Source organism: Enterococcus alishanensis, from assembly GCF_019218635.1.
GTDB classification, from domain to species: domain Bacteria; phylum Bacillota; class Bacilli; order Lactobacillales; family Enterococcaceae; genus Enterococcus_A; species Enterococcus_A alishanensis.
This window is the reverse complement of the sequence record NZ_JAHUZB010000026.1, coordinates 1-1,172: the sequence shown is the minus strand read 5'-3', so window position 1 is coordinate 1,172 and position 1,172 is coordinate 1. Positions and strand designations below refer to the sequence as shown.

Sequence of the window (1,172 nt, the reverse complement as noted above, 5' to 3'; positions counted from 1 at the left end):
GTATTAACGGTACAACAATTACAAATAGCTATACGCCAGGTAAAACAAGTGTCACTGTGACAAAAGCTTGGGATGATAGTAATAATCAAGATGGTCTTCGTCCCGAGGGCATTAAAGTGCAATTATATGCAAATGGGGAGAAGCTAAAATCGCCAGTACTATTGAATGATTCTAATAATTGGACAACTACTTGGGATGACTTACCTGAAAGAGAATCAGAAAAGGCTATTGAATACACAGTTAAAGAAGTAGATAAATTGGATGGGTATGACGTTAGCATCGATGATCATGATAAGGGTAATATTATTATTACCAATTCTCACAATGCTGTAAAAAAAGATGGATCTAATTCAAAAACAAAACAGCAGAGCTTTCCGGCAACCGGTGAAAATCAAAATAAGCTATATCTAATTGTAGGTTTGATTTTAATAGCTTTTCTCGGGTATATAATACTAAAGAAACTTTATAACAAGAATACAAAGAGTTAATTGTCGATATCGTCAAATATATTAGGATAGATAGAAATGTCTTATTGAGAAAAAGAACGTCCCTATTTTAAATGGGAACTGATGAACGTTACACAAGCACGCTGTGCAATGTTGCAAGAAATAATGTAATTTCTGCAACATTGTGGCAGTTATCAAATGTATTCTCAGTGTAGTTTATGAGTATACGCATATTAGAGTTTTTAAATTTCTGATATTTTTATGCGGTTCAAAAATGAGAACATCCTTTAAAAATTGTGGTAAAATTTTGACTTCCATTTTATATGATGAAAATGAATTCTATTACTGCGTTCCTCCTTTTCTTTGCCTTAAATAGTTTTTAATTATTATTTAAAATAGTATAAGATTTATGTTTTATTTTTATAAATAATTGTGAAATTGATTTATAATAATAGTTATTTAGTTAGCCTGTTTCTAGGTACCATAGCTACAAAAAAACTTGCACAGATATCTACTCTTTTCAGGAGAAGGTATTTGTACAAGTTTTTTTACTTCTTTTAACTGTTTTTGTACTTGGTATAGTGAATACCAAGTATAAATCAATATACACTATTTAAAAGCAAATATAACGATAGCTTATATTGGTATGTTAACCAAAAATCATATTAATTTCAATCTTTTTTCAAATAAAAATAATTGTTAGTTGAAAATTAACAAATAAATTTG

1 protein-coding gene is annotated in these 1,172 nt (G+C 28.9%); it reads left to right on the top strand.

Annotation, left to right across the window (positions count from 1 at the left end; genetic code table 11):
• Positions 1-488 (top strand): Cna B-type domain-containing protein (locus KUA55_RS18075; RefSeq protein ID WP_218327767.1); only part of this gene is annotated, 488 nt, incomplete at its 5' end.
• Between the last annotated feature and the right edge of the window lie 684 nt (positions 489-1,172).